The following is a 22,955-nucleotide window of genomic DNA, read 5'->3' as shown; positions in this document are numbered from 1 at the left end:
GCGATTTTTTTAATTATTTAATATTTAAGTAACAATAAATGATAAAAATAATGACAATTCGCCATAAAAAAACCGCTTACGCTGTGAAGCGTAAACGGCTTTTTTAGAACATTACTGACTCAGTGAAGGACGGTGACCGCATCCTCAAGGCGTTTAGCCCGGTGTTTCACCATCGCCGACACCTGGGCGCTGGTTTCCACCAGCGCGGCGTTTTTCTGGGTAATCGAATCCAGTTCCGCTACCGCGCGGGTCAGCTCCGACAGCCCGGACGCCTGCTCGGAGGTCGAATGGCTGATCTCCGCGATAAGCCGGGTGACGTTCTGCACTTTCTCAACAATATCGTCCATCGTGCGCCCGGCGGCATTGACCTGCTCCGAGCCCGACAGCACTTTACTGGCGCTGGCGTCGATCAGCTTGCGGATGTCGTTGGCGGCGGTGGCGCTGCGGCTGGCAAGATGACGCACCTCTCCGGCTACCACCGCAAAGCCTTTGCCCTGCTCCCCTGCCCTGGCCGCTTCTACCGCCGCATTCAGCGCCAGAATATTGGTCTGGAAGGCAATGTCATTGATCAGCTTAGTGATAGAGCCGATACGCTGGGTGCTGTCGGCAATCTCGTCCATGGTTTTGACCACGGTTTGCATCGCGTGTCCGCCTTCGGTGGCGGCGTCGCTGGCGGCGATGGAGAGCTTATCGGCGTCAACGGCGGTTCTGGTGTTGTTCTGTACGGTCATTGCCAGCTGGTTCATGGTCTCCACGGTCTGCTTCACGTTCGAGACGGTCTGGTGGGTGCGATCGTTGAGGTCGTCGTTGCCCCTCGCCAGCTGCTCGCTGCCGTCACGCACGTTGACGACCTGGCTGGAGACATCATTGATCAGCCAGCGGCACATCAGCCCGAGCTGACCGACCGCCCGCAGGGTCAGCCCCAGCTCGTCGCTGCGGTTGAGGTGCTCAACGCTGTTGCGCTCGCCCGTCGCCACCTTCAGCGCCTGACGCGCCACGTTCTCGATTGGATGCACGATCTGCTGCTCAAACAGGAGCGTACCCAGCAGCATGACCAGCGCGCTGGCGCCCAGCGCTGCCCATCCCGCACCGGTGGCAAACAGGGTGGCCGCCAGCACGGCAAATAACGCGGTCATCACGCCGCGGACCCGCCAGCGCAGCGGCATCGACGGGAGTTTGCCGGTCCAGCCTCTGGCAACCACCAGCCCTTTATGCACGCGCTTTTTGCTGCGCCCTTCGTTCAGCGCCTTATAGAGCGGCTCGACAGCGGCGATCTCTTCCGGCGTGGCCTTCACGCGGATGGACATATACCCGGTGGTCTGGCCGTTGCGCACCATCGGCACCGCATTCGCGCGCACCCAGTAGTGATCGCCATTTTTGCGGCGGTTTTTCACAATTCCGCTCCAGGGTTCGCCCTGTTGCAGGGTGTACCACATATCGGCAAAGGCCGCTTTTGGCATATCCGGGTGGCGGACCTGGTTGTGCGGCTGTCCTGACAGTTCGGCAAGCGTATACCCGCTTACCTGCACAAACGTGTCGTTGGCCTGCGTAATGTAGCTGTGCAGATCGGTGGTGGACATCAGGGTGGTGTCATCTTGCAGCGGGTATTCACACTGCGTGACAAACGGTTGAGGCGACATAGGCATCCCTTGCAGGTTACTTGAATGTTATTTTTGTGGCGTAAATATTTTACGGCGGTAACGAACATATCTTTAGTTGTTAAACATGCCTGAGATCGCAAAACGCCACTAAACCGCATTTTTTGTACGCTTTCTTAATCTATTGATTTCTAATGATTTCGATACGAAACTACTCCTGAAGGAGGATCCATATCTGCTCTCTCACCGCCCTAAAACAGAGCAAATGCACTGCTAGCGGGCATCTCTGTTTCTGAAAATTCCCTGCCGCAGCGGCCAGGCTGCGCTTTTGCATGATTAAATATTGTGTAACATTATTTTAACCTGGCGTTTATCCCGATTTTTGTTAAGGCCCTGGATGTGGCGTAAAGCCTGCAATACTTAATCCAGTATCATGTGATACGCCATCCCCGGGAGCACATCTTGAACAGGTTACCTTCCAGCGCGTCGGCCCTTGCCTGTACCGCGCACGCCTTGAATCTCATTGAGAAGCGAACGCTTGATCATGAGGAGATGAAACAACTTAACCGCGAGGTGATTGATTACTTCAAAGAGCATGTCAATCCAGGTTTTCTCGAATACAGGAAATCGGTAACGGCAGGCGGGGATTACGGAGCCGTAGAGTGGCAGGCGGGAAGTTTGAATACGCTTGTCGACACTCAGGGACAGGAGTTTATAGATTGCCTGGGTGGATTTGGTATTTTCAACGTGGGGCACCGTAATCCAGTAGTGGTTTCCGCCGTACAAAATCAGCTTGCAAAACAACCCCTTCATAGCCAGGAACTGCTTGACCCCTTACGGGCGATGCTGGCAAAAACGCTGGCGGCACTGACGCCGGGGAAACTGAAATACAGCTTCTTCTGTAACAGCGGCACGGAATCGGTCGAAGCGGCGATCAAACTCGCCAAAGCGTATCAGTCGCCGCGCGGGAAATTCACGTTTATCGCCACCAGCGGCGCCTTCCACGGCAAGTCGCTCGGGGCACTCTCTGCCACCGCGAAATCCACCTTCCGTAAGCCGTTTATGCCGCTGCTGCCGGGCTTCCGCCATGTGCCGTTCGGCGATATCAACGCCATGCGCACCATGTTGTCGGAATGCCATAAAACCGGCGATGAGGTGGCGGCGGTGATCCTCGAGCCTATCCAGGGCGAAGGCGGCGTGATCCTGCCTCCGCAGGGCTACCTGCCCGCGGTGCGTAAGCTCTGCGATGAGTTTGGCGCGCTGCTGATCCTGGATGAAGTGCAGACCGGCATGGGGCGCACCGGCAAGATGTTCGCCTGCGAGCATGAAAACGTGCAGCCGGACATTCTGTGCCTGGCGAAAGCGCTGGGCGGCGGGGTGATGCCGATTGGCGCGACCGTCGCCACCGAAGAGGTCTTCTCGGTGTTGTTCGATAATCCTTTCCTGCATACCACCACCTTTGGCGGCAATCCGCTGGCCTGTGCCGCGGCGCTGGCGACCATCAACGTGCTGCTGGAGCAGAACCTGCCCGCCCAGGCGGAGCAGAAAGGCGACATGCTGCTGGATGGCTTCCGTCAGTTGGGGCGTGAATACCCGGACCTGGTCCAGGAGGCGCGCGGCAAAGGGATGCTGATGGCGATTGAGTTTGTCGATAACGAAACCGGCTACAGCTTCGCCAGCGAGATGTTCCGCCAGCGGGTGCTGGTAGCAGGCACGCTCAACAACTCGAAGACCATTCGCATCGAACCGCCGCTGACGCTGACCATTGAGCAGTGTGAGCAGGTGCTGAAAGCGTCCCGCAAGGCGCTGGCGGCGCTGCGGGTGAGTGTAACTGAAGCGTAAAAACCGCCGGGCCTACAACGGCTTTGGTTTTTGTAGGCCCGGTAAGCGCAGCGCCACCGGGCGTTTTTTTACCGATGAAACTCCGCCACCGTCATGGTGAACCGCAGCACGTTTGCCCCTTCGTTCCCATAGCTGTGCGCCGCTTCGGTTTTTGCCACCGCCGACGCGCCAGCGACCACCTGCGTCACGCTCTCCTTCACCTTCAACGTGAGTACTCCCGCTTCCACGTGGATCAGTTCAAAGGTGCCCGCCGGATGCCCCGGTGAGGTAAAGCACTCCCCCGGCTGCATCTCCCAGCGCCAGAGTTCAATCATATCCGGGCCAGCCGTCCCCGCCAGCAGCCGGGCGCTACCGCCCTTCTCCCCCTGCCAGAGCACCGGGATCGCCGCTTCCTCGATAATATGCACCTGCGGCTCGCTGGCGACGTTAACGATCTCCGCCACCGAGACGCCCAGCGCCGCCGCCAGCTTGCAGAGGATCGCAATGCTGGGGTTGGCGGCCCCTTTTTCGATCTCCACCAGCATCCCTTTGCTGACGCTGGCGCGGCGCGACAGCTCGTCCAGCGACAGTTTTTTCTCTTTCCGCCAGTTGCGGATACGGTTCGCGACCGCCAGGCTTACCTGGGCCACGTCTGCACCGTGCTCGGTCATTATATTGACTTTATCAGTCACTGGTCATTACCATGGTATAAAACAGTCGATACAGGATTATTTATGTCCCTCCTTACGCCGTCAATAGATCCGCGTCTTGCCGGGATCGCGCCGGGGTTCCGCGCGCTGAGCATCGTGGTTGAAGCCGCGCCCATTACCGCCCCGGAAGTGGCCTCCGCCGCATTAGCTCAGGCCTGCCAGCAGGTGTTAAACGATGATTTTTCCTGGGCCGGAGCCCATCTCGCCGCCTGGGATGAGGTGTTTAAAGCCTTTGGCGCCAAACCGAAACGCACCCCCTGCTCCGCCAGCGCTCTGCGCAAACGGGTGCTGAAAGAGGGCACTCTGCCGCCGCTCGATCCGGTGGTGGATATCTACAATGCGGTCAGTATCCGCTACGCCATCCCGGTGGGCGGGGAAAATCTTGCCGCCTATACCGGGGCTCCGCGGCTGACGCTGGCCGACGGCAGCGAGCCGTTTGATACCGTTAAAGAGGGTCAGCCGGGCATGGAATATCCCGAGGTGGGCGAGGTTATCTGGCGCGACGACGTGGGAGTGACCTGCCGACGCTGGAACTGGCGACAGGGAGTGCGTACCCGGCTGGACAGCCAGGCGCAGACCATGTGGTTTATTCTCGAAAGCCTGCCCGCCATGCCGTTAGCGGCGCTGGAAGCGGCCGGGGATGAGCTGGTCAGCAACCTGCAACGGCTGATGCCGGGGGCAACAGCGCGGGTTCAGCTGCTGGAGCTGGTCTGAAAAACGCCGGGCGGCGCTGCGCTTGCCCGGCCTACAAAACCCGCACCATTTGAACCATTGTAGGCCCGGTAAGCACAGCGCCACCGGGCAACAAACCGCACCATCCCTGTAGGCCCGGTAAGCGCAGCGCCACCGGGCAACAGACCGCACAAGCCCATAGGCCCGGTAAGCAACGCGCCACCGGGCGATTTTTACGCCGGCATCAACCCGACAAAACAACGTTTTTTACGCGGCTCCGACATGAGATCCTCAAGCTTTTCCACACACGCCAGATAGTGCGGGGTCTGTTTATGCGCCGCTACTGCCTCCTCATCCTTGTAAGCTTCGTAGATAAAGAACCGGGTTTTCACCCGCGGATCCTGCAAAACGTCAAACCGCAGGTTGCCCGGCTCCTGGATCGCCCCTTCATGGTTGGCGCGAAATACCTCCAGAAACTCGTCCACCTTGTCCGGCTTAATGTTGATCTCCACTAAGGTCACGTTCATTGTGTTTCTCCTTGTTTTTCCTCCTGCCAGAACTGGTACGCCTCGCGGGCGCTCATCTTCTCGTGCACCACCTTCTTCACCGCCTTCAGCATCGCCAGCGGCGCGCTGGACTGGAAGATATTGCGTCCCATATCGACACCCGACGCCCCCTGATCGATGGCGCGGAAGCACATCTCCAGCGCCTCGTGCTCCGGCAGCTTTTTACCCCCGGCGATGACAATCGGCACCGGGCAACTGGCGGTCACTTTCTCGAATCCCTCTTCCACAAAATAGGTTTTAACGAACTGCGCCCCCATCTCGGCGGCAATACGGCTGGCCAGCGAGAAATAGCGCGCGTCGCGGGCCATCTCCTTACCCACACCGGTCACCGCCAGGGTCGGCATACCGTAGCGGTTGCCCGCATCCACCAGCTTGATAATGTTGTTGATCGACTGATGCTCATACTCACTGCCGATATAGACCTGCGCCGCCACCGCACAGACGTTGAGGCGCAGCGCATCCTCCATCGCCACCGCCACACACTCATTGGAGAGTTCACCCAGCATCGAGTTGCCCCCGGAGGCGCGCAGCACCACCGGCTTGTTGGTGGCGGGCGGCACGGTGCTTCTGAGAATGCCGCGGGTACACATCAGCACATCGGTTTCGCCGAACAGCGGCGCAATAGAGAGATCGATGCGCTCCAGCCCGGTGGTTGGCCCCTGGAAATAACCATGATCGAAGGCCAGCATCACCGTGCGGTTGCTGGTGGGGTTAAAAATGCGCGCCATGCGGGACTGCATCCCCCAGTCCAGCGCCCCACACCCCTTCAGGGTAAAAGGCACATTCTGCTGCGGCCGGTCGATGCCAAAGTTCTTGCCCTCTTTGATGTCGTCTAAATCAGCCATGTTCTCTCCCGTCAGAAGTCGTAGTTGTTGATGTTCTCTTTGGTAAACACCACCCGCTCCGGCAGCAGCACAATGCCGTTGCCTTTCGCTTCATACTGATAGCCCTGCACGCTGTTCGGCTCGACCTTCAGGGCGCCGATATCTTTGATCTCCACGCTGTCGCCGACGTTAAGATCGCCTTTTTTCAACAAACGATCGGCGACATTGACCGCAATTTTGCCCTGCTGCACCACATCCCACAGGCCGAAGGCTTTCACCGTGCCGCGCTCCACATACGGACGCATAACGTTCGGCGTGCTGAAGCCGACTATCGCCACCCCTTCCCGCTTCAGGTTTTCCGCCGCCTGGGCTGCCGCCGGCAGGGCGTTGGCATCCGGGGCGATGATCGCATCCAGATCCGGGTAGGCTTTTAAGATCCCCTCGGCGGTCTGCAAGGATTTGGTGGCGTCGTTATAGCCAAACTGGGTGGTGACGATCTGCCACTGAGGATGATCTTTGGCGATTTTGGCTTTCGCCGCGTTCACCCACTGGTTCTGGTCGGTGACGGTGGGACTGGAGTAGAAGAAGGCCACTTTGGCGTCCGGTTTGGTCACCTGCTTCGAGGCCATTTCCACCAGCAGGCCGCCGAGCTGTTCCGGGGTTCCCTGGTTGATGTAGATGCTGCGGCACTCCGGTTTGGTGTCGGAATCCCAGGTCAGGACTTTCACTCCGCGCTGCATGGCGCGCTTCAGCGCCGGGCAGAGGCCGTCCGGCGATACGGCGGAGACGATAATGGCGTTATAGCCCTGGTTGACGAAGTTATTGATCAGCTGCACCTGCCCCGAGACGCTCGGCTCGGTGGGGCCATCGTAGGTGACGTCCGTGCCCAGCGCTTTACCCGCCTCTTTCGCCCCGTTGCCGCCGCTGGTAAAGAAGCCGACCCCCACCAGTTTCGGGATAAACGCAATGCGGTCGGCGGCCTGCGCCGAGGCAACGCTTAATGCTACGGCCAGCACCATCAGTTTTATTTTCATCTTACGCTCCGGGTAGTTTTGTGAAGAGAGATCGCACCCACTCACGGTGCAGACTCAGTGAACGTCCCATCACCACCACAACCAACAGCGCCCCTGACAGCGCGCTCGACACCTGGTTGGGGATGCCGACCATCTGTAACCCCTGTTGCAGATACCCCACCAGCAATGCCGCCAGCGCAGTACCCAATACCGAACCTGAACCACCATAGATATTCGCCCCGCCCAGCACCGCCGCGGTGAGCGCGGGCATCAGCAGGTCGCGCCCTAAATCAGAGCGCGCCGAGCCGAAATAGGAGACCATCACCAGCGCGGCAATCGCCGAAGCCACCCCCACCAGGCCATAGAGCGCGTAGGACATGCCGTTAACCGACAGCGCCGCATAGCGCGCCGCGCGCGGATTCTGCCCAATCAGAAACAGATGGCGGCCAAAGCGCCCGCGATGGGTAATCAGCCAGAAGATAAAGGTGATGATCGCGAACAGCACCAGCGGGATCGGCAGCCCGATAACCGTGAGATTGGCAAAGGCCGTGAAGCTCTCCGGGAAACCACCAATGCCTTCGTAACCGGTCGCCCCGGCCATGCCCGAGAGCAGCAGCGCCCCGCCGCCGTAGAGGTAGAGTGTGCCAAGGGTGATCACCAGCGGGCTGATGCCGGTGTAGTGGATAAGCAAAGCGTTGAACAGACCACACAGCAGCCCGAGCAGCAGGGTGAGCGGGATCGCCGCCGCCATCGGCACGCCGGACTGCATCATCACCCCCAGCGCGATGGCGCACAGGCCAATGGTCGAGCCGAGGGAGATGTCGATGCCGCCGCTGATGATCACCAGCGTCAGCGGCAGCGCCACAATGCCGATGCAGATAAAATCGCTGGTACTGAACAGCAGCATGTTGATGTCGAGCATCCGCGGGTTAAGGGTGCCAAACAGCAGGATCTCCAGCACCAGTAACAGCAGCAGCGCCCACTCCCAGTTAAGCTTCATCTACGCCACCTCTTTTTTGCGTTTGGGAAATGGGGTGACGTGCTTCCCCCCTTTGTTGCCCGGCTGGAAACGGCTGTACTTCAGGGCCCGCTGATGACGCGCCAGCGCCTGGCGCAGCCGTCCGTCGAGTACCAGCACCCCCAGCAGCACCAGGCCAGCGATAAAGTCATTCCACCACGCCGGGAGGCGGAACAGCACCAGCACGGTGTCGATCTGGGTCAGGAAGAAGGCCCCCAGCAGGGCGCCGATTAAGGTGCCGGTACCGCCGAGCAGGGAGATGCCCCCAAGCACGCAGGCAGCGATGGCTTTCATCTCCAGCCCGCTGCCGGTCTGGTTCGGCACAAAGCCGATCTGCGCGGCAAAGACGATCCCGGCGCAGGCGGCCAGCACACCGTTGAGGGTGAAGGCCACCATCCGGGTGCGGTTGACTGCCACCCCCAGCTGGCGAGCGGCGGCGAGGTTATCCCCCACAGCGTAGAAATCGCGGCCAAAGGCGGTGCGCGACAGCGTCCAGGCCCCGAGAGCGGCGATCATCAGCACCACAAACCCCAGGGGCGATACCCCGAGCGCCACCGGCTCCGACAGCGCTTTCAGGCTCACCGGCAGCCCTTCAATCCACTTCCCGCCGGTCCAGAGCAGCATCGCCCCGCGCCACAGCCCCAGCGTGCCGAGGGTGGCGACAATCGCCGGAATGCGCAGCCCCACCACCAGCAGGCCGTTGAAGGCCCCCGCCAGCGCCCCGATCGCCAGCGCAAAGAGGATCGCCACCGGCAGGCCGTAGCCGTTGTTCAGCGCCACCCCCACGGCGATGGCGCACAGCCCGACAATCGAGCCGACCGACACGTCGATATTGCGGGTCAGCATCACCAGCCCGGCGCCGAGAGCCAGCAGGATCAGGATTTGCGAACTGGCGAAGATCATCCCCAGGGTCTGCAAACTGAGATAGGCCGGATTCAGGGCCACCAGCACCACAAACAGGGCGAGGATCGCCAGCAGGGCGCTGAGCTCGCGGTTTTTCAGGAGTGTTTTCATGCCTGCCCTCCGAAGGCCAGGGCCATCATGCGATCGAGGCTGACGGCGTGGCGCGGCAGTTCCCCGCTGAGCACCCCCTGGTGCATCACCAGCACCCGATCCGCCAGGCCGGGAAACTCATCCATGTCGCTGGAGATCATCAGCACCGCCACGTTTTGCGCCGCCACGCTTTTGAGAAGCCCATAGATATCGGCCCGGGCGGAGACGTCCACGCCGCGGGTCGGCTCATCAACAATCAGCAGCAGCGGATTGGCCTCCAGGCAGCGGGCCAGCAGCACCTTCTGCTGATTGCCTCCCGACAGGGTGCGCACGGTCTGATCCGGGCCGTTGAGTTTGATCCCCAGCGCCCGGTGATAGCGCTCCACCACCGCCGCCTCGCGTTTGCGCTGCTGCCAGAGCGAAGGTTCGTTCAGCGCCACGGTATTCCAGCGTACCGGCGCATCGAGAAACAGGCCGGAGACCTGCCGGTCTTCCGGGAGATAGACCAGCCCTTTCTCCAGCCGGGCGCTGACCGGATCGCGGTCGATCTGCTGGTTTTCGAGCCAGATCCTTCCGCCCCGCGACGGGCGCAGGCCGTAGAGCGTTTCGGCAAACTCGGTGCGCCCGGAGCCTACTAATCCCGCCAGGCCGACGATCTCCCCGGCGTAGATCTCAAGGCTAAGATCGATAAAGCCCTCCCCGGTGAGCGTCTCCACCCGCAGCACCGGAAAATCCTGCGCCTGGGTGCGGCGATTGCCGGGCAGCGCCAGCCACAGCTTTTGCGTGTCGCTCAACTGCGGGTCGCGGCTGACCGGGGTCATGGCGGCAATGAGCGCGTTATCGTCAAACTGCGCGGTTTCGCCGCTCAACACGATCGCCCCGTCGCGCATCACCGAGACATGGCTGGCGAGCTGACGAATTTCGGGCAGCTTGTGAGAGATAAAGACAATCCCGACCCCCGTCCCCTGGAGCGCGCGGATCTGGCGGAACAGGCGCTCCGTTTCGCCCGGTGTCAGCGAGGCGGTGGGTTCATCAAGGATGAGGATCTTCGCCTCGCGCATCAGCCCGCGCAGGATCTCCACCATCTGCTGATCCGCCACCTCCAGGGTGCTGGCGGCAGCGTCTAAATTGAGCTGGCACTGGAGCTGCTCCAGCTTATCCCCAAGACGCTGGGCGGTGGCCTGCCCGCGCGGCAGGCGGAAGAGAATGTTTTCCCGCACGCTGAGGTTCGGAAACAGCATCGGCTCCTGGGGCACAAGATAGATGCCGAGCTGGTGGGCCTGGCCCGGTTTGAGGCGAGCAAAAGGCTGGCCCTCAATAGAAAGTTCACCGCGGTCGGGCGTTTCGACCCCGGCGACAATCTTCATCAGGGTCGATTTCCCGGCGCCGTTGCCCCCCATGAGGGCATGCACCTGGCCCGCAAGCAGAGTGAAATCAATGTTTTTCAATACTGGAACGCCGGAGAACTGCTTCTGGATCCCGCGCGCCTCAATCAGTGCTCTCATTATCGCTCCGCTATTGAACAAATGATTTTTGAAATTAATAATGTTCAAAAGCGTAGACGGTGAACTATATTTACAACCGTGCAGGGATCACAGTTTTATGGATATGATCCCGATAATGCTGAAACATTCCGGAATATCCGTTTTGCCGTGTGGCTCACAGATTCAAGCTGCGGCAAAGCGAACATATGATCTAAATTTTGATAAGAGTTCAAATATGGCTGAGAAACGCGTTGCCGAAGAGGGACGATTTGCCGGACTGGCACTGACGGAAGAGGAACTGGTGGCGCGCGTGGCGTGGTGCTACTACCACGACGGCCTGACGCAGAACGATATCGGCGAACGGCTGGGTTTACCGCGGCTCAAGATTTCACGGCTGCTGGAAAAGGGCCGACAGTCCGGGGTGATCCGCGTGCAGATCAACTCCCGCTACGAAGGGTGTCTGGCGCTGGAGACCGCGCTTCAGCAGCGTTTCGGCCTGAAGCTGGTGCGCGTGCTGCCCGCCCTGAATACCCCGGCGATGAGCGTGCGCTTAGGGATTGGCGCCGCGCAGTCGTTAATGGGCGTGCTGGAGCCGGGGCAACTGCTGGCGGTGGGATTTGGTGAAACCACCATGAGCTGCATTCAGCACTTAAGCGGCTTTATCAGCTCCCAGCAGGTGCGGCTGGTGACCCTCTCCGGCGGCGTCGGGCCCTATATGACCGGCATTGGTCAGCTGGATGCCGCCTGCAGCGTCAGCATGATCCCCGCCCCGCTGCGGGTCTCCTCCGCAGAGGTGGCCGGGATCCTGAAGCGGGAAACCAGCGTGCGGGATGTGATCCTCGCCGCCACCGCCGCCGACGCCGCCGTGGTCGGCATTGGCGCCGTAAACCAGCGCCGGGATGCCACCATCTTGCGCTCCGGCTATATCAGCGAAGGGGAACAGCTGATGTTTGCCCGCAAAGGGGCGGTGGGTGACATCCTGGGCTATTTCCTCAATGCCGAGGGAGAGCGGGTATCGGATCTGGAGATCCACCGTGAATTACTGGGCGTCACCCTCGATGAACTGGCGCAGTTGCCCACCATCGTTGGCGTCGCCGGAGGAGAAGAGAAAGCCGATGCGATTTATGCCGCACTGAAGGGTCGCCGTATCAATGGCCTGGTGACGGAAGAGACGACAGCCCGCGCGGTGCTGGCTCTGGCCGGATAAGAGTCGCCCTGCGCCTGACACGAGGCAAGCTCATGAGTTACCTTTTAGCGTTAGATGCAGGGACAGGCAGCGTTCGCGCCGTGGTGTTTGATCTCCAGGGCAACCAGATAGCCGTCGGCCAGGCCGAATGGAAACACCTGAGCGTGGAGAACGTCCCCGGCTCGATGGAGTTCGACCTCGACACCAACTGGCGGCTGGCCTGCCAGTGTATTCACCAGGCGCTTGAGCGGGCGCACCTGAGCGCGGCGGATATCCAGTCCGTCGCCTGCTGCTCGATGCGCGAGGGGATTGTCCTCTATGACCGCAACGGCTACGCCATCTGGGCCTGCGCCAACGTCGATGCCCGCGCCAGCCGCGAAGTGGCTGAACTCAAAGAGATCCACGATTACCGCTTTGAATCTGAAGTCTATGACGTCTCCGGCCAGACGCTGGCCCTGAGCGCCATGCCGCGCCTGCTCTGGCTGGCGCACCATCGCCCGGATATCTACCGCAACGCGGCGACCATCACCATGATCAGCGACTGGCTGGCGGCGAAGCTCTCCGGCGAGCTGGCCGTTGACCCCTCTAACGCCGGCACCACCGGCATGTTAGATCTCTTTTCCCGCGACTGGCGGCCCGCGCTGCTGGACATGGCCGGGCTGCGGGCCGATATCCTCTCGCCGGTCAAAGAGACAGGGAGCGTGCTGGGAGCCGTTACCCGGGAGGCGGCGCAGCAGTCGGGCCTGCGGGAAGGCACGCCGGTGGTGATGGGCGGCGGCGATGTGCAGTTGGGCTGCCTGGGGCTGGGGGTGGTCCGCGCCGGGCAAACCGCGGTGCTGGGCGGCACCTTCTGGCAGCAGGTGGTCAACCTGCCGCAGGTGCGCACCGATCCGCAGATGAACATCCGCGTGAACCCGCACGTCATTCCGGGTATGGCCCAGGCGGAGTCGATCAGCTTCTTCACCGGGCTGACCATGCGCTGGTTCCGCGACGCCTTCTGCGCCGAAGAGAAGCTGATTGCCGAACGCATGGGGATGGACACCTACGCCCTGATGGAGGAGATGGCCAGCCGGGTGCCGGCGGGCTCTCACGGGGTGATGCCGATCTTCTCCGACGCCATGCACTTTAAGCAGTGGTATCACGCTGCGCCGTCGTTTATTAACCTCTCCATCGACCCGGAAAAATGCAATAAGGCTACCCTGTTCCGCGCCCTGGAGGAGAACGCGGCAATTGTCTCCGCCTGCAACCTGGCGCAGATTTCGAAGTTCTCCGGCGTCACCTTTGACAGCCTGGTGTTTGCCGGCGGCGGCGCGAAAGGGGCACTGTGGAGCCAGATCTTAAGCGACGTTACCGGCCTGCCGGTGCGGGTGCCGGAGGTGAAAGAAGCCACCGCGCTGGGCTGCGCCATCGCCGCCGGGAGCGGCGCCGGGCTGTATGATGATATGGCTGCCACGGGAGAGTCGCTGGTGAAATGGAGCCGGGAATTTACCCCCAATCCGGCACACCGGGCGTTGTACGACGGCATGATGCAGAAGTGGCAGGCGGTCTATGCCGACCAGCTCGGGCTGGTGGACAGCGGGCTGACAACGTCGATGTGGCAGGCACCGGGGCTGGTGCGCGCAACGGCGCCGTAAAAACGCTGGATGGCGCTGCGTTTATCCGGCCTACGGTTTTGTAGCCCCGGTAAGCGCAGCGCCACCGGGGAAGTTCTTTGAGATCTATCACAATCATTCGATCCCGCTTTTACCTTTCTTCTGCCGCTGGCTAAATTAGTAACTCATCCGACCACATAACAATAATTTTACACTGGAAGAGACTATGAGCCGCTACCCGTCGCTATTCGCCCCCCTCGATCTGGGATTCACCACCCTGAAAAACCGCGTGTTAATGGGCTCGATGCATACCGGGCTGGAGGAGCGGCCGGACGGTGCTGAGCGGCTGGCCGCGTTCTATGCCGAGCGCGCCCGTCACGGGGTGGCGCTCATCGTTACTGGCGGTGTGGCCCCTGCGCCATCCGGGGTGGCGATGGAGGGCGGCGCGGTGCTGAACGATGCGGCACAGCTGCCCCATCACCGGATCGTGACCGATGCCGTCCACCAGGAAGGCGGTAAAATCGCCCTGCAAATTCTGCATACCGGGCGCTACAGCTATCAGCCAAACCCGGTGGCCCCGTCGGCGATCCAGGCCCCCATCAATCGCTTTAAGCCGCAAGCGCTGACCCACGACGAGATCCTGACCCTGATCGATGACTTCGCCCGCTGTGCGGCGCTGGCGCGGGAGGCGGGCTACGACGGCGTGGAGGTGATGGGCTCCGAAGGCTATCTGATTAACGAATTCCTCGCTGCACGCACCAACCAGCGCGACGACGAATGGGGCGGCGACTATGCACGCCGGATGCGCTTTGCCGTCGAGGTGGTGCGCGCCGTGCGCGAGCGCGCCGGAAGCGACTTTATTATTATCTTCCGCCTGTCGATGCTGGATCTGGTGGAGGGCGGCGGCACCTTCGAGGAAACCGTCCAGCTGGCGCAGGCCATAGAGGCGGCGGGCGCGACCATCATCAACACCGGGATTGGCTGGCACGAAGCGCGCATTCCGACCATCGCCACCCCGGTGCCGCGCGCGGCGTTCAGCTGGGTAACCCGCAGGCTGAAAGGCAAAGTGTCGATCCCGCTGGTGACCACCAACCGCATTAACGATCCGCAAGTCGCAGACGATCTGCTGGCGAATGGCGATGCCGATATGGTGTCGATGGCGCGGCCCTTCCTCGCCGATGCGGAGATCCTCTCCAAAGCGCAAAGCGGCCGTGCGGATGAGATCAACACCTGTATCGGCTGCAACCAGGCCTGCCTGGATCAGATCTTCGTCGGCAAAGTCACCTCCTGCCTGGTGAATCCGCGCGCCTGTCATGAAACCCGCATGCCCATCGTTCCGGCCATCAGCAAAAAGCGGCTGGCGGTGGTGGGCGCAGGTCCCGCGGGGCTGGCGTTTGCGGTGAATGCCGCCGCACGCGGGCACAGCGTGACGCTGTTTGATGCCGCCGCTGAGATTGGCGGGCAGTTTAATATCGCCAAGCAGATCCCCGGCAAAGAGGAGTTCTACGAGACGCTGCGCTACTACCGCCGGATGATCGAGGTTACCGGCGTGGATCTGCGGCTCAACCAGTGGGTGACCGCGGACGATCTCGCCGACTTTGACGAGACGATCCTCGCCAGCGGGATCGCCCCGCGTCTGCCTGCGATCGAGGGCATCGATCATCCGAAAGTGCTGAGCTACCTCGACGTGCTGCGCGACAAAGCGCCGGTGGGCGATCGGGTGGCGATCATCGGCTGCGGCGGGATCGGCTTTGATACCGCCATGTACCTGAGCCAGACGGGCGAGGCCACCAGCCAGAATATCGCGGAATTCTGCGCAGAATGGGGCATCGACACCAGCCTGAATCAGGTGGGGGGCTTGCGTCCGGAAGGGCCCCAGCTGCCAAAAAGCCCGCGCCAGATCGTGATGCTGCAACGCAAGGCCAGCAAACCTGGCGAAGGGCTGGGGAAAACCACCGGCTGGATCCACCGCGCCACCCTCCTCGCCCGCGGCGTGAAGATGATCCCGGCGGTGAGTTATCAGAAGATCGACGACGAAGGGCTGCATCTATTGATCGGCGGTGAACCGCAGTTGCTGCCCGTCGATCATGTCATTTTGTGTGCCGGACAGGAGCCGAAGCGCGATCTGGCCGAGCCGCTGCGCGAGGCGGGCAGAACGGTGCATCTGATTGGCGGGTGTGATGTGGCGATGGAGCTGGATGCCCGGCGGGCGATTGCCCAGGGGACGGCGTTAGCATTAGCGATCTAAAGCATTGCCGGGCGGCGCTACGCTTGCACCGGCCTACGGTTTTGTAGGCCCGGTAAGCGTAGCGCCGCCGGGCAAAACAATCTTAACGGCGGCGACCCAACTTAACCGCTTTCAGCACCACGAACTTGTTGTTCGTCGCAATGGTGGTGCAGTTACCGAAGATCTTCTTCAGCTTGTGGAAGTAGTCCAGGTGGCGGTTGGCGACGATGTAGAGCTCCCCGTTGATTTTCAGGCAGCGACGCGCGTGGTGGAACATCTCCCAGGCGACGTTATCGGTCAGGGCGTGCTTCTGATGGAACGGCGGGTTGCAGAACACGGCGTTGAAGCGGAACGGCTCCACCCCCGAGAGCGCGTTGTTGATCATAAACTCGCAGCGATCCAGCGCCTCCGGCATGTTGGTCTCCACGTTGAGACGGCTGGAGGCTACGGCCATCGGCGATTCGTCGCTGAAGACCACGCTCGCTTCCGGGTTCTTCGCCAGCAGGGTCAGGCCGATCACCCCGTTACCGCAGCCGAGATCGACGATCTCCCCTTCCAGGTTTTCCGGCAGATGCTCGATAAAGAAACGCGCCCCGATATCCAGCCCGGTACGGGAGAAGACGTTGGCGTGGTTGTGGATGGTCCAGTCGGTGCCTTCCAGCTTCCAGCTCAGGGTCTCTGGCGCGTCGGCCAGGTCTGGTGCCGTGAAAGTACAGTTGATGAGGCGCGCTTTCTTCCAGGCAAGCGTTGTGGTGGTTGGCCCCAGCACTTTCTCGAACAGTTCCAGCGTAGAGGTATGGATATCACGCGCTTTAGCACCGGCGATAATGCGCGTCTCTGGCGTCACCACCTTGCGCAGCGCACGGAGCTGCTGCTCCAGCAGCGCCATCGTTTTCGGCACTTTGATCAGCACCACGCCCGGCGCCTGCGGGTAATCCGCGGTGCTGTCGAGGAATTTCACGCTGCCTTCATCGATGTCGTTGTAACGCAGGTTTTCCCGCGTCGCCAGCTCGCTTATGTATGAATCACCGATGCTGTAAGGGGTGTGTTCGGCCAGGGCGCAAGCCAGGGCGCCGAAAGCATCATTCAGGATCAGAACCGGGCCGCTGATTTCGGTGTCATCCAACTGTTGCAGCAGATAGTCATCCGCCGCTTCCCACGCCTGCAGCGGGTTAACGTCGTCCGTTTCCGGAAAACGTTTTAAGTCGAGTGAACGGAAACCGTTGTCTAAGTGGCTCATCGGCCCTCCTGAGTGGTAAAATTTCGGCGTTATCCCTGAAAAGGGTGCGTGAGTATACCCGTTTTCACACTGATGTGGGCTTTTGATGAACCAACTTCCTTATCTCCAGGGCTACCCGGAGCATTTACTTTCTCAGGTTCGTAGCCTGATTGCCGAGCAGAAGCTGGGCGCGGTGCTGGAAAAACGCTATCCCGGCACCCACGATGTCGCTACCGATAAAGCCCTCTGGCAGTATACGCAGGATCTCAAAAGCCGTTACCTGAAGAGCGCCCCGCCGATCAATAAGGTGATGTATGACAACAAGATCCACGTCCTGAAGAACGCGCTGGGTCTGCATACCGCCATCTCCCGCGTGCAGGGCGGCAAGCTGAAGGCCAAAGCCGAGATCCGCGTGGCGACGGTATTCCGCAACGCGCCGGAGGCGTTCCTGCGCATGATCGTGGTGCATGAGCTGGCGCACCTGAAAGAGAAGGAGCACGACAAAGCCTTCTATTCCCTCTGCTGCCACATGGAGCCGCAGTACCATCAGCTGGAGTTTGATACCCGGCTGTGGCTGACGCATCTATCGTTAAAGAGTAATGCGGATTAGCGCACGCGATTTGTCATGATGACGTGCTACAGTGGCTAAAGGTTCCCTGCTACGGAGTACGTAAACGTTTATGATACGTTTCGCAGTCATTGGGACGAACTGGATCACCCGTCAGTTCGTCGATGCCGCCCATGAGACCGGCAAATATAAACTTACCGCAGTCTATTCCCGCAGCCTTGAACAGGCCCAGACCTTTGCGAACGACTACCTCGTCGAACATCTCTTTACCTCGCTGGAGGAGATGGCGCAAAGCGATGCGATTGACGCGGTTTATATTGCCAGCCCCAACTCTCTGCACTTCCCGCAGACGAAGCTGTTCCTCAGCCATAAAAAACATGTGATTTGCGAGAAGCCGCTGGCCTCTAATATCGATGAGGTTGAAGCCGCTATTGCCCTTGCGCGGGAAAACCAGGTGGTGCTGTTCGAGGCCTTCAAAACCGCCAGCCTGCCGAATTTCCTGCTGCTGCAGCAGTCGCTGTCGAAAGTGGGCCGAATCCGCAAAGCCTTTATCAACTATTGCCAGTATTCGTCGCGCTACCAGCGCTACCTGGACGGCGAGAATCCGAACACCTTTAATCCGCAGTTCTCCAACGGCTCGATTATGGATATCGGTTTCTACTGTCTCGCCTCGGCGGTGGCGCTGTGGGGCGAGCCGCACCGGGTGCAGGCGACCGCCAGCCTGCTGGAAAGCGGCGTGGATGCCCACGGTCTGGTAGTGCTGGATTATGGCGATTTCAGCGTGACGCTGCAGCACTCCAAGGTGAGTGACTCGGTGCTGCCAAGCGAGATCCAGGGCGAGAACGGCGCGCTGGTGATCGAGAAGATCTCTGAGTGCCAGAAGCTGAGCTACGTCCCGCGCGGCGGCAAGCCTCAGGAACTGACGCAGCCTCAGCATATCAACACTATGCTGTATGAGGCAGAGGTGTTTGCGCGTCTGGTTGAAACCCAGGAAGTTAACCATCCGGGCCTTGCGGTGAGCCGTACCACGGCGAAGCTGCAAACCGAAATCCGTCGCCAGACGGGGGTGGTTTTCCCGGCTGACGGCCTTAACGCAGAAGTTACCGCGTAAAGCTGTGTAATGAATTAGCGCAGGCCATTGACGAAACCAATGGCCTGACATATTTTGTTACCTGCAAAGGGGAGTAACTTCCTGGTCGGTGGATCGTCATTACGATGCGTGTAATACCGCATCCGGTCGCCGGGCAACGAAAAAGGAATACGTGAGCGTATTCCTTTCTTGTTGTAAGTGAGACCTTGCCGGAAGGCGAGGTCTATGCACAAAAAACGCAACGGCTATCGTCTTCTGACGTTAGCCGTTTTTTTTGTGGAAGGAAAATTGTATGAATACTGTCGGTACTCCGCTGATGTGGGGAGGATTCGCCATCGTTGTGGTCATCATGCTGGCGATCGATCTCTTTTTGCAGGGTCGGCGCGGCGCGCATGGCATGACCATGAAGCAGGCGGCCGCCTGGTCGCTGGTATGGGTCACCCTCTCCCTGCTCTTCTGTGCCGCCTTCTGGTGGTATCTCTCCGTGACGCAAGGCCGCGCGGTCGCCGATCCCCAGGCGCTGGCGTTCCTCACCGGCTATCTGATTGAAAAAGCCCTGGCGGTGGATAACGTCTTCGTCTGGCTGATGCTGTTCAGCTATTTTGCGGTGCCTGCAGCCTTGCAGCGTCGGGTGCTGGTGTATGGCGTGCTGGGCGCGATCGTGTTGCGTACCATCATGATCTTTGCCGGTAGCTGGCTGATTACCCAGTTCGAATGGCTGCTCTATGTTTTCGGCGCCTTCCTGCTCTTTACCGGCGTGAAGATGGCGCTGGCGAAGGAAGATGAAACCGGTATTGGCGAGAAGCCGCTGGTGCGCTGGCTGCGTGGTCATATGCGTATGACCGACACCATCGAAAGCGAGCACTTCTTTGTGCGTAAAAACGGCCTGCTGTATGCCACGCCGCTGCTGCTGGTGCTGATCATGGTGGAGCTGAGCGATGTGATTTTCGCGGTCGACAGTATTCCGGCGATCTTCGCGGTGACCACTGACCCGTTCATCGTGCTGACCTCAAACCTCTTTGCGATCCTCGGTCTGCGTGCGATGTACTTCCTGCTGGCGGGCGTGGCGGAGCGCTTCTCAATGCTGAAGTATGGTCTGTCGGTGATCCTGGTCTTTATCGGCATTAAGATGTTGATTGTCGATTTCTATCACATCCCAATCGCCATCTCGCTGGGCGTGGTGTTTGGCATCCTGGTTGTGACCCTGCTTATTAACGCCTGGGTGAACCACCAGAACGATAAGAAGCGGCAGATCCAGTAAGGGGATTGTGCGGTCTGGTGCCCGGCGGCGCGACGCTTGCCGGGCCTACGGTTTTGTAGGCCGGGTAAGCGCAGCGCCACCCGGTATGACAACACGCAGCGGAGTAAAACGCGCTACCCGGCAAAAATGTAACCAGACAGTTAAAAAACATGACGCAGTACGTAAATTCCAGCATTTTGCTCTTCCCAGACTTCTCGCATTCAATATACTCATCCTGACAAACACACACCTCTAACCGGAATATAAGTGCCTGAGAGCATCTCCGGGACGGAACGCAATCTCACTGAAGGAATTTTTATGACCATGCAATCCCCGGGTTTGCTCGCGCGTCTGGCGCAGGGCAGCCTTGTTAAACAAATACTGGTAGGTCTGGTGCTGGGTATTTTACTGGCACTGGTTTCCAAACCGGCGGCAATTGCCACCGGCCTGCTCGGCACCCTGTTCGTTGGCGCGTTAAAAGCCGTCGCCCCAGTCCTGGTACTGATGCTGGTTATGGCCTCCATTGCCAACCATCAGAAAGGACAGAAAACCAACATTCGCCCGATTTTGTTCCTTTATCTGCTGGGCACCTTCTCTGCCGCGCTGACGGCGGTCATTTTTAGCTTCGTGTTCCCCTCCACGCTGCACCTCACCTCTGCAGCGGGCGATATCACCCCACCATCGGGCATCGTGGAAGTGCTTCGCGGCCTGCTGATGAGCATGGTCTCTAACCCGATTGACGCGCTGCTGAATGCTAACTACATCGGCATTCTGGTATGGGCCGTCGGGCTGGGCTTCGCCCTGCGCCACGGCAACGACACCACCAAAAATCTGATCACCGATATCTCTAACGCGGTCACCTTTATAGTGAAAGTGGTGATCCGCTTTGCGCCGATCGGTATCTTTGGCCTGGTCTCTTCTACTCTGGCAACCACCGGCTTTGAAACCCTGTGGGGCTATGCGCAACTGCTGGTTGTACTGGTGGGCTGCATGCTGCTGGTGGCGCTGGTCATCAACCCGCTGCTGGTGTTCTGGCAGATCCGCCGTAACCCTTATCCGCTGGTGCTGACCTGCCTGCGTGAGAGCGGCGTCTACGCCTTCTTTACCCGCAGCTCCGCGGCGAACATTCCGGTTAACATGGCGCTGGCCGAGAAGCTGAACCTGGATCGTGACACCTACTCCGTCTCTATCCCACTGGGTGCGACGGTGAACATGGCAGGTGCGGCGATCACCATCACCGTGCTGACCCTGGCTGCCGTGCATACCCTGGGCGTGCCGGTCGACCTGTTAACCGCGCTGCTGCTGAGCGTTGTGGCGTCGCTGTGCGCCTGTGGTGCATCGGGTGTGGCGGGCGGTTCTCTGCTGCTGATCCCGCTGGCCTGCAACATGTTCGGTATTCCGAATGAAGTGGCGATGCAGGTTGTGGCTGTGGGCTTTATCATTGGCGTGCTGCAGGACTCGTGCGAAACCGCGCTGAACTCCTCCACCGACGTGCTGTTTACCGCCGCGGCGTGTCAGGCTGAAGATGCGCGTCTGGCTAAGAACGCTTTACGTAATTAATAAAAAAGCCCGGTGGCGGCTACGCCTTACCGGGCCTGATTTTGGTTCGTAGGTCGGGTAAGCGTTAGCGCCACCCGACACCACACCTACAGCGTCACACCACTCTTGAAGATCGCCAGCTCGCGGAAGTCGTTTTTCTCGTTGCAAGCCTGTTTGCCATTGGCAATATCCACAATCACATCCACGAATTCCGTTAACAGCTGCGGCATCGCTTTGCCGTGGATCAGCTGACCGGCATCGAAATCGATCCAGTGCTTTTTCTTCGCCGCCAGCTCGCTGTTGGTGGCAATTTTCACCGTTGGCACAAAACCGCCATATGGGGTGCCGCGACCGGTGCTGAACAGCACCATATGGCAGCCCGCCCCCGCCAGGGCGCTGGTTGCAACGGCATCGTTACCCGGCGCACTAAGCAGGTTCAGACCCGGCGTGCTCAACCGCTCGCCGTAGCGCAGGACGTCCACCACCTGGCTGGCACCCGCTTTCTGGGTACAGCCGAGGGATTTCTCTTCCAGCGTGGTGATCCCGCCCGCCTTGTTGCCCGGGGATGGGTTCTCGTAAATCGGCTGGTTGTGGGCGATAAAGTACTGCTTGAAGTCGTTGACCATGGTGACGGTCTTTTCAAACGTCGCTTCGTCGCGGCAGTGGCTCATCAAAATGCGCTCCGCGCCGAACATCTCCGGCACTTCGGTCAGCACGGTGGTGCCGCCGTTGCTGATGACATAATCAGAGAACTGACCCAGCATCGGGTTAGCGGTAATGCCGGACAGCCCATCAGAGCCGCCGCACTCCAGACCAAACTTCAGCTCGCTCAGCTTGCCTGGCTCACGCTTATCATGGCGCATCGCCTCATACAACTCATGCAGATGCTCCAGACCGGCTTCCACTTCATCGTCCTGATGCTGGCACACCATAAAGTGTACGCGGGCAGGGTCGAAATCCCCCAGCGTCTCACGGAAGGCATCCACCTGGTTGTTTTCACAACCGAGGCCAATCACCAGCACCGCCCCGGCGTTCGGGTGGCGGACCATGTTTTGCAGCATGGTGCGGGTGTTGATGTGATCGTCACCCAGCTGGGAACAGCCGTAGGTGTGGCTGAACAGGAAGACGCCGTCGGTGCCTTCCGCCTGGTTAGTCTCTTTCAGGAAGCGGCTCTGGATCTGACGGGCTATGCCGTTGACGCAGCCGACGGTGGGCAGGATCCACAGTTCATTGCGGATCCCCACCTCACCGCTGGCGCGGCGGTAGATCTGAACGTCACGATCTGCCGCCTGGCGGCTCTCAGCCAGCAACTCAGGTTGATAGCTGTACTCATCCAGATCGCTCAGATTGGTGCGCGTATTATGGGAGTGAATAAATTCACCCGCCGCGATATCCGCCAGGGCATGGCCGATAGGCAGACCGTATTTGATAACGTTCTCCCCTTTGGCAATCGGCTGCAGGGCAAACTTGTGCCCGCGTGCCAGATCCTGGCGCAGGGTGACGGTCTGGTTGTCAAACGTCACCTCCAGGCCTTCGCTCAGGTCGGCCAGCGCGACCGCAACGTTATCCAGCGAATGGATTTTGATGTATTGCAT

The 22,955-nt window shown here is 60.0% G+C and carries 19 protein-coding genes; 9 read left to right on the top strand and 10 right to left on the bottom strand.

All coding sequences use genetic code 11. The annotated features are described in order from the left end of the window. Window positions 1-119: 119 nt before the first annotated feature. Window positions 120-1,640, bottom strand: a complete 1,521-nt coding sequence (locus ACOKCT_RS12635; RefSeq protein ID WP_103177105.1) for a methyl-accepting chemotaxis protein — start codon at window positions 1,638-1,640, stop codon at window positions 120-122. A gap of 420 nt (window positions 1,641-2,060) precedes the next feature. On the opposite strand from ACOKCT_RS12635, the gene ygjG reads away from it, so the two are divergent. Then, entirely contained in the window at window positions 2,061-3,440 is a 1,380-nt protein-coding gene (gene ygjG, locus ACOKCT_RS12630; protein WP_420193532.1) for a putrescine aminotransferase, read from the top strand. 68 nt (window positions 3,441-3,508) lie between these two features. Here ygjG and ACOKCT_RS12625 read toward each other — a convergent pair whose 3' ends face one another. Continuing rightward, entirely contained in the window at window positions 3,509-4,090 is a 582-nt protein-coding gene (locus ACOKCT_RS12625; RefSeq protein WP_409201141.1) for a helix-turn-helix domain-containing protein, read from the bottom strand. 63 nt (window positions 4,091-4,153) lie between these two features. On the opposite strand from ACOKCT_RS12625, the gene ACOKCT_RS12620 reads away from it, so the two are divergent. Next, entirely contained in the window at window positions 4,154-4,843 is a 690-nt protein-coding gene (locus ACOKCT_RS12620) for a B3/4 domain-containing protein (RefSeq protein WP_103177107.1), read from the top strand. Between the two features lie 191 nt (window positions 4,844-5,034). Here ACOKCT_RS12620 and lsrG read toward each other — a convergent pair whose 3' ends face one another. The 6 genes from lsrG to lsrA are packed head-to-tail and all read right to left on the bottom strand — an operon-like array spanning window position 5,035 to window position 10,720. Next, window positions 5,035-5,328, bottom strand: coding sequence for a (4S)-4-hydroxy-5-phosphonooxypentane-2,3-dione isomerase (gene lsrG, locus ACOKCT_RS12615; protein WP_103177108.1), 294 nt, complete (start codon window positions 5,326-5,328; stop codon window positions 5,035-5,037). Next, a complete protein-coding gene (gene lsrF, locus ACOKCT_RS12610; protein WP_103177109.1) occupies window positions 5,325-6,212 on the bottom strand; it encodes a 3-hydroxy-5-phosphonooxypentane-2,4-dione thiolase in 888 nt (295 codons plus the stop codon). The genes lsrG and lsrF overlap by 4 nt, the downstream gene beginning before the upstream one ends. Before the next feature lie 11 nt (window positions 6,213-6,223). Beyond that, entirely contained in the window at window positions 6,224-7,225 is a 1,002-nt protein-coding gene (lsrB, locus tag ACOKCT_RS12605) for an autoinducer 2 ABC transporter substrate-binding protein LsrB (protein WP_103177110.1), read from the bottom strand. 1 nt (window position 7,226) lies between these two features. After that, window positions 7,227-8,204, bottom strand: a complete 978-nt coding sequence (gene lsrD / locus ACOKCT_RS12600) for an autoinducer 2 ABC transporter permease LsrD (RefSeq protein ID WP_103177111.1) — start codon at window positions 8,202-8,204, stop codon at window positions 7,227-7,229. After that, window positions 8,205-9,236 carry an autoinducer 2 ABC transporter permease LsrC gene (lsrC, locus tag ACOKCT_RS12595; protein ID WP_159339913.1) on the bottom strand — a complete coding sequence of 344 codons (1,032 nt, stop codon included), beginning with the start codon at window positions 9,234-9,236 and terminating at the stop codon, window positions 8,205-8,207. Continuing rightward, window positions 9,233-10,720, bottom strand: coding sequence for an autoinducer 2 ABC transporter ATP-binding protein LsrA (gene lsrA, locus ACOKCT_RS12590; RefSeq protein WP_103177113.1), 1,488 nt, complete (start codon window positions 10,718-10,720; stop codon window positions 9,233-9,235). Before lsrA ends, lsrC begins: the two co-directional genes overlap by 4 nt. 214 nt (window positions 10,721-10,934) lie before the next feature. Between lsrA and lsrR the strand changes: the two genes are divergently transcribed. The 3 genes from lsrR to ACOKCT_RS12575 all read left to right on the top strand — a co-directional run bounded on the left by lsrR (window position 10,935) and on the right by ACOKCT_RS12575 (window position 15,725). Next, window positions 10,935-11,906 carry a transcriptional regulator LsrR gene (gene lsrR, locus ACOKCT_RS12585; protein ID WP_103177114.1) on the top strand — a complete coding sequence of 324 codons (972 nt, stop codon included), beginning with the start codon at window positions 10,935-10,937 and terminating at the stop codon, window positions 11,904-11,906. Window positions 11,907-11,938: 32 nt separating this feature from the next. After that, the gene (gene lsrK / locus ACOKCT_RS12580) at window positions 11,939-13,519 is read left to right on the top strand and encodes an autoinducer-2 kinase (protein WP_103177115.1); all 1,581 of its coding nucleotides are present in this window, start codon (window positions 11,939-11,941) and stop codon (window positions 13,517-13,519) included. A gap of 184 nt (window positions 13,520-13,703) precedes the next feature. Beyond that, window positions 13,704-15,725 carry an NADPH-dependent 2,4-dienoyl-CoA reductase gene (locus ACOKCT_RS12575; RefSeq protein ID WP_159339910.1) on the top strand — a complete coding sequence of 674 codons (2,022 nt, stop codon included), beginning with the start codon at window positions 13,704-13,706 and terminating at the stop codon, window positions 15,723-15,725. A gap of 82 nt (window positions 15,726-15,807) precedes the next feature. On the opposite strand, the gene rlmG is transcribed toward ACOKCT_RS12575, so the two are convergent. After that, window positions 15,808-16,944 (bottom strand): 23S rRNA (guanine(1835)-N(2))-methyltransferase RlmG, encoded by a 1,137-nt coding sequence (gene rlmG, locus ACOKCT_RS12570; protein ID WP_159339909.1) that lies wholly within the window; start codon window positions 16,942-16,944, stop codon window positions 15,808-15,810. An 85-nt stretch (window positions 16,945-17,029) separates the two neighbouring features. Here rlmG and ACOKCT_RS12565 point away from each other — a divergent pair, with 85 nt between their 5' ends. The 4 genes from ACOKCT_RS12565 (at window position 17,030) to sstT (ending at window position 21,381) form a co-directional block, all read left to right on the top strand. Next, complete coding sequence (locus ACOKCT_RS12565; protein ID WP_103177118.1) at window positions 17,030-17,533, top strand: YgjP-like metallopeptidase domain-containing protein; 504 nt, start codon at window positions 17,030-17,032, stop codon at window positions 17,531-17,533. A 70-nt stretch (window positions 17,534-17,603) separates the two neighbouring features. Then, window positions 17,604-18,602: a Gfo/Idh/MocA family protein gene (locus ACOKCT_RS12560; protein WP_103177119.1), complete on the top strand. Its 999-nt coding sequence runs from the start codon at window positions 17,604-17,606 to the stop codon at window positions 18,600-18,602. 271 nt (window positions 18,603-18,873) lie between these two features. Beyond that, window positions 18,874-19,842 carry a TerC family protein gene (locus tag ACOKCT_RS12555; protein WP_103177120.1) on the top strand — a complete coding sequence of 323 codons (969 nt, stop codon included), beginning with the start codon at window positions 18,874-18,876 and terminating at the stop codon, window positions 19,840-19,842. Between the two features lie 297 nt (window positions 19,843-20,139). Then, window positions 20,140-21,381, top strand: a complete 1,242-nt coding sequence (gene sstT, locus ACOKCT_RS12550) for a serine/threonine transporter SstT (protein WP_159339907.1) — start codon at window positions 20,140-20,142, stop codon at window positions 21,379-21,381. Between the two features lie 86 nt (window positions 21,382-21,467). On the opposite strand, the gene ACOKCT_RS12545 is transcribed toward sstT, so the two are convergent. Continuing rightward, the gene (locus ACOKCT_RS12545) at window positions 21,468-22,955 is read right to left on the bottom strand and encodes a UxaA family hydrolase (RefSeq protein WP_159339906.1); all 1,488 of its coding nucleotides are present in this window, start codon (window positions 22,953-22,955) and stop codon (window positions 21,468-21,470) included.

The sequence above is a fragment of the Leclercia sp. M-A074-M genome (assembly GCF_965195605.1).
Classification (GTDB): Bacteria; Pseudomonadota; Gammaproteobacteria; order Enterobacterales; family Enterobacteriaceae; genus Enterobacter.
The sequence above is the reverse complement of the archived record's forward strand: the minus strand, read 5'-3'. Positions and strand labels throughout refer to the sequence as shown.